Consider the following 8,380-nt stretch of genomic DNA (forward strand, 5'->3'; position numbering starts at 1 on the left):
CCATTCCCAACCAACAAATTCATTATACCATCAAATGATGGTTATGGAATCATTTTTAATGCTTTACATTGTAAAGATTACATAAAGATGTATATTGCTTTACCGCGCATGAAGGGATTTCCGAAAGAGGCGCGAACTGTAGTTACATAATGCGCTGTCGTAACATCGCGCCGGAGACGTTCGCCAGGACTGGCGAACCAACAAGCCCGAATGAGAGCGATAACCCCCCTCACCCCTGCCAGGCCAATTTCTGACTATCAGACGATGTTTAGCCTGTCGCAGTTAGCGCGTGAGCTTGCGAACGGTACGCCGGGTCAGTGTGAAACACTGGCGCGGGGCGCTGTATCTGCGCGTTATGAGATGCGTTAGCAGCGAATTACGGGGCGGGTTGCTGAAACCGATTGATGCCTGACAGCAAAAAATGAATCCGGGCGCCAGCTGCTGCACGAAAATTGCCAGCAAAAAACACTTGGCCATCCTCGCCGGTCGTGAAATTTTGCTGGCGTAAGAAATAATCCCCCCGGTATGAGGGGCTTGTCTGAAAGGTTAGTGGTTGGGCTTACTGAGAGTGAACTGTAACCCGGCTACTGCTGCAAGCTGTGCAAGTGTTGTGATGGTCGGGTTTCCGTTCGGGGATAATGCGCGGTAGATACTCTGACGAGCAAGGCCGGATTTTTTGGCCGCCTCTGTTATACCCCCTGATTAGGGATCAGGTTAAAAACGAGCTGTATGACGTTCTAAGCGCATTTTACCCGCTCCGTTGAACCATGACCGGGTTAAAGCGGTTAAAACGCCTCTGAGGGCTTTTGAGAGCATTTAAGAATTGGATCGGAAAAGGATCCCGTCTGGATCTTTTAGAGAGATTACACCGCTCGCCGCAGCCGAACGACAGGGCGAAGCCCGCGAGTGAGCGAGGAAGCGGAATTTCCACGGGGTTTCAATAGAGCACTTACGCGCTAAGGTTAATATTTGCTCAATTTTTGGTGGTGCAGTGCTCAGGGAGGCCAGACGGATCTATCCTCTGGATTTATGCTGAGTTATCCACAGACGCTGTGCATTAAAAGCCTTATATTTTCTTCTTGATCTTAAAAACTTAAAAACTTAGCTCGCTTCAATTACCTGAAAATTATGGAAAAAAATTGCTAAAGGTGAGAGGATTTTTCACGTAAGGTGAGAGGATTTTTCACGTAAGGTGAGAAGATTTTTAAGTTAAGGTAGTTAGATTTTTCACTAAAGATGAGAGGATTTTTCACGTAAGGTGAGAAGATTTTTAACGGTTTCCACAGTTTGACTGAACATCAAGTGAAACATGCGGTTGTTGCTATCTTTAGATATGAAGATCCTCAGATCTTCATATCTAAAGGTGAGAGGTTTTTTAATTAAAGGTTGTATTGTTGTCTTGAATTACAACCTTTGTGGGGTTATGATTTGCCTACATAGGAAAGGTTATATGAGGCTTATCGTGAAGACAGTAACGGGATTAACGAAAGTTAGACATAGAAATGAAGTTGGGGTAACTCTTGCATCCCTTTCCCTTTCAGCAAAAAGAGTGCTTTTTCTGGCTCTTTGCCAGATTGATACAAAGGAAATGTTAGATGATGATATTTTGGAGGTTGATGCTGACTTTTTTTCAAAAGCTACTTCTTTAGATAAATATGCCTCTTATGCAGCTCTGAAAGAGGGAGCTAAAGTTCTTTCTTCAACTACGTTAGTTTTAAACAGAGATGATTTAAAAAATTTGGCTGATGAACTTGGGATACTATCATCTAAGAATAAAATACCTGATCGCTTGGATTTAAACTTAACAGAATTCTGTGCCTATTACGATCATCTTGCAACTGTACGGATAAAATTCACAAATACAGCTAAGCGATATTTTTCTAAGTTGATTGGTTCTGAAAATAGATATACCACTCAGGTATTGAAATCAGTTGTGTTGTTGAACAGTGTAAACTCAACAAACCTTTATCAAGTCATTAGGAAATATTACAGTCAGAATAGTTCAAAAAAATCTTTTGATATATCCGTGGATGATTTAAAAGAGGAAATGGGACTTTATACTATTGAGGAAGGGGAGAAGAAATATAAGTATCCTAAATACTCATTTTTTGTTCGTGATGTTATCAATAAAAGCATTAATGAGATAATTGAGAAAACGGAAATAAATCAGTTATCTTTCTCTGTTGTTGGGAAAAAAGGGAGAATGGCTCACATGCTTAGATTTGAGTTTAGTATAAATGAAAAATCCTCATCCTTTTCGGAAGATGATATGGCATTTTTAGAGGAGTTTGACAAAGTCGTTCCACCAAAAAAGAATAAGTGAGGCAAAACATGGCTAAAATATATGAGTTTCCGCAGGGAGCCGAACGAAGTAAGCTGAAAAAAGAAATCATCCGGGAACGTAAAAAACGATTGCGAGAAACGAACGGTAACCCGGTTATCCGGCACGCTAAATGGTTCTGGTTTTATCTACGTCTTGCTACGGCTGGCGCACTGCATTTAGTCTCTGTTATTTCTCTGGCAGTCCTGGGGGCTTTCAGTAAAGCTATTTTCTGGATTGGTGGAATGCTCTGTGTTGTTACATGGTTCCACCTTGAGCGCCAGTTCTGGACGCCGCAAAATTTCACGATTCCAGTAATCGTAACGCTGTGGGGATTGAGTTTGTTTGCCACTCCCCTGATGGAGCTGCTTAACAAAAAAATGCCGTGGTATCGTCTTCTGGTTCCTGATGCAAAGCACACTAGCACTGAGGCAACCAATGATGATCAGCCGTGAAGCAACAATGTTATCCAGTCGGCTTGCAGTGCTTCTTTCAGCCTTTTATCATCGGTTAATCATAGCGCACGAGGCGAGTTCTTTTCACTGCGATGCAGGATAGGGCAAACGCCGCAAAATGACGTCTCTGACGCCATTCCGCAACGTTTGCCCGGTGACCTACAGTCGGTTCTTGTTGGAGAGAGTTATGAAATATCAGGTTAAAGAGTTTATTAACGAAAAATATTCTAAGGCTGTTAATATTTTAAAGGATAACCTTAAAGAACACTACCATATTTTTTATGGTTTGAGATTAAGTGAGATTCTTTTTCCTGCCAGCGAATACGGCTCTGAAATGTTTTTTCAGGAGTTTGAAGCGATTAACAGTGTAATATTGCCTTTGGTGATTTTTGATTTGATAGACCGAAAGCCGATTATGGTTATCGGCTTCGGTGAAGTATGTGGAGTTGATTCACTTGTTGATTCTGGTATAGAAGTTGTTTCTTTAGACGGTTTAAGCGATCTGCTACTGGTTGAAAAACTGACGCCATTATTTAACTAAACCTCTGGATAACTATCTTTTCAGTTTTCCAGTAAGATTTTTTCTATATCTGAAAGCACTATTTTTTCAATGCTTTCTATATAGTAATGCTCATTAAAACCTGTCATTTCTGTAAATTTTAGCTCTGCATCATCTTTCGAATAAGCAATAACAACTCTGAAATCATTTTCCCACAAATCCCACCTGTATTTGTCTTTTATACGAACCCTGTACAATCCTTTTTGGATAGTGCCATCTTTTTTCTCTTCCTGTACTTTTTTTAATTTTTCATTTTGCACCTGTTGTTCAAGCCATGATTTATTCATAAATCCCCCACGGTTAACGTCTTTAGGCTCGGTTTTTACTTAACGAAATCTTCCGGTTTTACACCTGTTTTTACCTTCATATACTTGCCCTCCCCCCTTAGCTTCGGCTGAAGTTCGGTAAAGTACCATCCGGCAACGGTAATAATGCCTAAAAATACAAAAATAGCAGGCTTCAGAACATCAATAGCTGATACAGCGCATAACTCAATATTGAGATTAGTACAAGTTCCCTCATCAGGTGCATAGAACCCCCATAAGCCTATACCTATAAGGAACATCCCCAATATCGGTTGGATGTATAACAAGTAGATATTAATAAGAGTTTTAATATATCTGAATATGAACATTTTTCTTTCCTTAGGTTTCTTTCTATTTTGGATTTCCAATTCTTAACCAATGTGATGGTTCGACAATCCATTCTCCGCAGTCATAGGCAACGGCCTTATTATGCCTGTTAGCGAACCATACTAACCAGGCTAATAATCGCTGATTGCCGCTGTATTTGGTTTATCTCTAACCATCACAACATATCTCTTTTTCTTAGCCATAACGCTACCCTAATTTTGCAGATTCAAGCAGCCAGTGGTTTTTCAGGTTCTCGTCCAGGTTATCGAATGCGGCCAGCGCTGCCTTTAGAACGGTTGTCTTGCTCTGGCCTGTTCTCTGCGCCTCCGCTTCCAGGATCTCCTCAAAGTACGCTGGCAGTCTGAAGTTCATCAACTTTGGTTTACCCGCTACAGGCGCTCTGGTAGCGCCGGAGATAAAACGCGCGGTTTCTGCGTTTGTTGCTGGTTGCTGAGATTCATCGATGTTCGGGCGGTTTAGTTTTAAAGCCATGAAAATTTCCCCTTGTACGGTATGCATTAATTGTAAATATCATAGTATCTTTATGGTGTATTTACAATGTAAAGATTTCGATGAATATTGTTGATATTTCTATAAAATGCCAATTTCCTGTGCCACAAGTTCAATCTGTGCTTTCGCTGTTGAAAGGCTCGATGCCCGGCTAACGTCATGTACCCCTGCCCCTTCATTACAGGCGCTTTCATACACATCCAGCTCGGATATCCGGGTTTTCAGAGGTTGAATCCAGATGTTGTCCGAACGCAGTAATTTATCCAGATCAATGGCCGCTTTTCTGTGGCGGGGTTTCGCTGAGTTGATTCTGGTGAACAGCACCCACGGTTCCAGAGCTGCGTTAGCTTTCTGAGCGGTGCGGATTTTCTCTGTAACACTGGTCAGTGTTTCGCTTTCGAAATCAGAGGACGGCTTAACCAGTGTCACCACGATATCTGATACTGTCAGGGCGCTACGGAACTCCTGGCTGTCGTGGCCGGGGCAATCGACAATGAGAACTTCACACAGCTTACTAAGGCGCTTAATTTCGTTGCTGACGTTTCCGTAAGCTGCGTGAACCGGGATAGTGAGTAAGCCGTTATCTGTCCGCTTTTCGTTCCAGCTCAACAGATCGTGGTTTTTATCTGTCTTCAGGATAATTACCGACTTACCTTTGTTGACCAGCATTGAGCCTGTGTTAGCCACGTAGGTGCTTTTGCCTACCCCACCTTTATCTGATACGACAAGCAAGATTTTACCCATTTCAGAATCCCTCTCTTTATGTTGTAAAGCTCATGTAAAGATATGAATGTCTTTACATGGTGTGTTTTTCGTAAAGATACTTTTGTCTTTACAGTGTCTTTATAATGCAATGGCTTTACCATGTAAAGCACAAATAAAGATATATTTATCTTTATGGTGTCTTTACATGGTAAATGTTGCTGTGTCTTTATGTGCGCTTTATGGTGTAAATCTTGGTGTGTCTTTACATCATCTTTATGTTGTAAATTTTTAGTGTGACGTTGTCACTATAGGGCTGGGGTCTGTTTGCTGGTTCTTTTTGAGTGTGCCTTCCCTGAACCAACTGAAATGGGTACTGTATGGGTGTGTCTGGTTAACTCAAAATGAACTGGTTCCCTATAATGACTCAAACAGTACCGAAAGGCTTTGTCAGAGCTTACTTACGCGCATCCACGACTGAACAGGATGCAACACGCGCCCTGGACACGATAAATACCTTCGCCATCGAGCGCGGCCTGAGCATCTGTAACTACTACATTGAAAATGAATCAGGTTCTAAGCTTGAACGCCCTGAGTTGTTCCGGCTCCTGAAAGATTGTCAGCAAAACGATATCTTGCTGGTAGAGGATGTGGACAGGCTTTCACGCCTGGTAGGGGAGGACTGGAACACACTGAAGAAAATGATCCGGCAGAAAGATATCCGGGTTGTGGCCGTCAACGTTCCGACAACCTGGCTCGCATCGGGTCACAATGATTTTGACAGCCGAATGTTTTCGGCCATAAACGATATGTTGCTGGATATGCTGGCCGCCGTCGCCAGGCGAGACTATGAACAGCGCCGGGAACGGCAGCAGCAGGGGATCGCCAGGGCGAAAAGGGAAGGGAAGTATAAAGGCCGCCAGGTTAATCAGTCTCGCTATGACGCCATAAACAGGCTGATTGCGAGCGGCAGCTCCTGGAGCCAGATTCAAAAAGTGCTGGGTTGTAGCCGGGCGACTATCAGCAAAGCTGTGAAGCAACAGACCGTTAACAAAATGAACCATGAACCTGAAGGTAGGGAGTAGTTACAACATAATAAACAGTGTGTTGAAGAATAAAACTGATTCTTTATACTGTATATGCATGGGTCTTCCCCGATCATGGTGGGAAGGCTCAGAACGCCATATTCAGCTTTCCGTAGTGGAACATCACCCCCAGTTTAAAGCGCTCCCGGTTTCGGTATCCCCTGGCTTTTATCCTCAGCAGCCTGATCTTGCTGTTAAGTGCCTCCGCATTTCCGTTTGAGACACTGTGTCGCATCGCATTCAGGATCCCGTACAGCCTTTTTCCTATCGTTTTCGCGGCATTTTTCATCATGGGAACGTCACTGTTAGCCGCCAGCGCCAACCATCTCTGCCAGTCACTCCGTCTTTCCTCGCTCCATGGCCTGTTCCAGATATCCTTTGCCAGCTCTTTCAGCGCCCAGCACTGGCTCGTCAGCTTCATCTGTGCACGCAGCCACATCAGCTTTTCCTGCCGGGATTCGGTCATCCACTTATCGCTGTACTGCCACAGGAAGCGGGTTCCTTTTGCCTGGTGTCGGCTTTCAACAGGGAGGTGCGGATGTTCATTCTGACGGGTTTTATCAACTACCTCGCCCAGTTGCTTCGCCACATGGAAGCGGTCAAAGGCGATTTTCTCAACCGCACTGGGTAAGTGGATACGCGCTGCTCTTATATAGCCCGCGTTCATGTCCATTGAGAGCGTTTTGATAGCCAGCAACTGCCCATCAGTGAGCGTGCGAAGATAGCCGGCAAGACTCTCTGTGCCGCGATCATCCGTTAAGGCCAGCGCCCGACCATCGCGATCGGAGATCACCGTTATGTAACGATGTCCTTTTTTAAAGGCGACCTCATCCACATTCATATGACGGGCGGATAATGGCTTTTTTATCCGGGCAAGACCTCGCTTAACTGCCCGGGTCATAATGCCGTCAACCGCATTCCAACTGAGCTTAAGTTGCTTCCTGACAGCATCAACGGTGCTGATTTTCAGCCATGAGAGAACGAACGATTCGAATAGCAACGTATACCGGCTTCCGGGGCCAGCCCACGGAACAGGCAACGTCAGGCAGCCATGCTCCGGACACATAATTCGTGGAACATCGGCTTCAACAATAGTGGTGAACTGGCAGGTATCAAGATGGCGCCATTTACGATGACGGTGATCGTGAACAGAACAGGATTTACCGCAGGTCGGACAGGCTAGCCGGGTGTTTTCAGCGATCTCAATAGTGACAGTAACAGAACCGGCATTTTCATCGAGAGAAAGGGACTTTACCTGCCACGGATCGGACAGGTTGAGAATATGAGCGTAGAGGGACTTTTCGTCCATGGCGGTGACCTCTGGCGATTAAATACACCATTATCATGCCTTCAGCCACCACAACAAGGGAAGACCCATATGCATACAGCTATATTGATCGGAGGTTTTTCATGCCTAGACACTATGAAATTGACTCAGCCTGGCGTGCGAGCATTAAGCGTGAGCCGAACGGTCGTCAGACAGTTACGACAGAAGCCTTTGTCAGCCAGCTTGCGCTGATTAATTTTCACTGGAGTTGTCGCCAAGCAAATCAGTGGATTGAAACCTACGTGACCGTTTTTAAAGACATTTCCACTCAGGAAGGAGAGAACCGGACATTCATGCTTTTTAACCCCAACGGAGGCCGTTAAAAATGGGTTTTCCATCGCCAGCAACCGACTACCAGGAAAACAGGCTGTCACTCGATCAGCACTGTAATACAGGAGCGCCGGGAGTATTCTTTTTTCGAAGTGATACCTACTCTTTCCGGGAAGGGATAAAGCCTGGTGCGCTGCTCATAGTAGATTTTGGGGGCACGCCCGTTGACGGGTCTTTGGTGCTCTGTGTCCTGGAACAAGAATTCAGGATCATGCGATTGCGACTACACCCCAAGCGGTGTCTCCAGGAACTCGATAAGCTGGATAACTTCAGGGCTATACCTGATGACGATGAGGACGGGTTGGAGGTCAGGGGGGTCATTACGCACATTGTGGCACTGTTGCAAAGTTAGCGATGAGGCAGCCTTTTGTCTTATTCAAAGGCCTTACATTTCAAAAACTCTGCTTACCAGGCGCATTTCGCCCAGGGGATCACCATAATAAAATGCTGAGGCCTGGCC

11 protein-coding genes and 2 pseudogenes are annotated in these 8,380 nt (G+C 44.7%); 6 read left to right on the top strand and 7 right to left on the bottom strand.

Annotated elements, in window-relative coordinates; genetic code table 11:
- Positions 1 to 546: 546 nt before the first annotated feature.
- Positions 547 to 699 (bottom strand): annotated as a pseudogene (locus DD606_RS14400) (DNA-binding protein); the annotation flags it as partial.
- Positions 700 to 1,309: 610 nt separating this feature from the next.
- Between DD606_RS14400 and DD606_RS14405 the strand changes: the two are divergent.
- The 3 genes from DD606_RS14405 (at position 1,310) to ddp1 (ending at position 3,316) form a co-directional block, all read left to right on the top strand.
- Positions 1,310 to 2,323 (top strand): replication initiation protein, encoded by a 1,014-nt coding sequence (locus DD606_RS14405; RefSeq protein ID WP_001348704.1) that lies wholly within the window; start codon positions 1,310 to 1,312, stop codon positions 2,321 to 2,323.
- 8 nt (positions 2,324 to 2,331) lie between these two features.
- Complete coding sequence (locus DD606_RS14410; RefSeq protein ID WP_001074369.1) at positions 2,332 to 2,775, top strand: hypothetical protein; 444 nt, start codon at positions 2,332 to 2,334, stop codon at positions 2,773 to 2,775.
- A 187-nt stretch (positions 2,776 to 2,962) separates the two neighbouring features.
- Positions 2,963 to 3,316, top strand: coding sequence for a DNA distortion polypeptide 3 (gene ddp1, locus DD606_RS26150; RefSeq protein WP_000877224.1), 354 nt, complete (start codon positions 2,963 to 2,965; stop codon positions 3,314 to 3,316).
- 20 nt (positions 3,317 to 3,336) lie between these two features.
- On the opposite strand, the gene DD606_RS14420 is transcribed toward ddp1, so the two are convergent.
- The 4 genes from DD606_RS14420 to DD606_RS14435 form a co-directional block, all read right to left on the bottom strand.
- The gene (locus DD606_RS14420; protein ID WP_001043731.1) at positions 3,337 to 3,621 is read right to left on the bottom strand and encodes a hypothetical protein; all 285 of its coding nucleotides are present in this window, start codon (positions 3,619 to 3,621) and stop codon (positions 3,337 to 3,339) included.
- Between the two features lie 35 nt (positions 3,622 to 3,656).
- Positions 3,657 to 3,968, bottom strand: a complete 312-nt coding sequence (locus tag DD606_RS14425; protein ID WP_000469598.1) for a hypothetical protein — start codon at positions 3,966 to 3,968, stop codon at positions 3,657 to 3,659.
- Positions 3,969 to 4,173: 205 nt separating this feature from the next.
- Positions 4,174 to 4,458: a hypothetical protein gene (locus tag DD606_RS14430; protein ID WP_001185481.1), complete on the bottom strand. Its 285-nt coding sequence runs from the start codon at positions 4,456 to 4,458 to the stop codon at positions 4,174 to 4,176.
- A gap of 99 nt (positions 4,459 to 4,557) precedes the next feature.
- Positions 4,558 to 5,220, bottom strand: a complete 663-nt coding sequence (locus DD606_RS14435) for a division plane positioning ATPase MipZ (protein WP_000516402.1) — start codon at positions 5,218 to 5,220, stop codon at positions 4,558 to 4,560.
- Positions 5,221 to 5,600: 380 nt separating this feature from the next.
- Between DD606_RS14435 and DD606_RS14440 the strand changes: the two genes are divergently transcribed.
- The gene (locus DD606_RS14440; RefSeq protein WP_001549893.1) at positions 5,601 to 6,263 is read left to right on the top strand and encodes a recombinase family protein; all 663 of its coding nucleotides are present in this window, start codon (positions 5,601 to 5,603) and stop codon (positions 6,261 to 6,263) included.
- A gap of 88 nt (positions 6,264 to 6,351) precedes the next feature.
- On the opposite strand, the gene DD606_RS14445 is transcribed toward DD606_RS14440, so the two are convergent.
- The gene (locus tag DD606_RS14445; RefSeq protein ID WP_000343760.1) at positions 6,352 to 7,572 is read right to left on the bottom strand and encodes an ISL3-like element ISKox3 family transposase; all 1,221 of its coding nucleotides are present in this window, start codon (positions 7,570 to 7,572) and stop codon (positions 6,352 to 6,354) included.
- 101 nt (positions 7,573 to 7,673) lie between these two features.
- Between DD606_RS14445 and DD606_RS14450 the strand changes: the two genes are divergently transcribed.
- The gene (locus tag DD606_RS14450) at positions 7,674 to 7,913 is read left to right on the top strand and encodes a hypothetical protein (RefSeq protein ID WP_001549892.1); all 240 of its coding nucleotides are present in this window, start codon (positions 7,674 to 7,676) and stop codon (positions 7,911 to 7,913) included.
- 2 nt (positions 7,914 to 7,915) lie between these two features.
- Entirely contained in the window at positions 7,916 to 8,272 is a 357-nt protein-coding gene (locus DD606_RS26205) for a S24 family peptidase (protein ID WP_004199403.1), read from the top strand.
- Between the two features lie 33 nt (positions 8,273 to 8,305).
- On the opposite strand, the pseudogene DD606_RS14460 reads toward DD606_RS26205, so the two are convergent.
- Positions 8,306 to 8,380 (bottom strand): annotated as a pseudogene (locus tag DD606_RS14460) (IS6 family transposase); the annotation flags it as partial.

It is taken from the genome of Enterobacter cloacae complex sp. GF14B (assembly GCF_004136805.1).
GTDB classification, from domain to species: Bacteria; Pseudomonadota; Gammaproteobacteria; order Enterobacterales; family Enterobacteriaceae; genus Enterobacter; species Enterobacter hormaechei_C.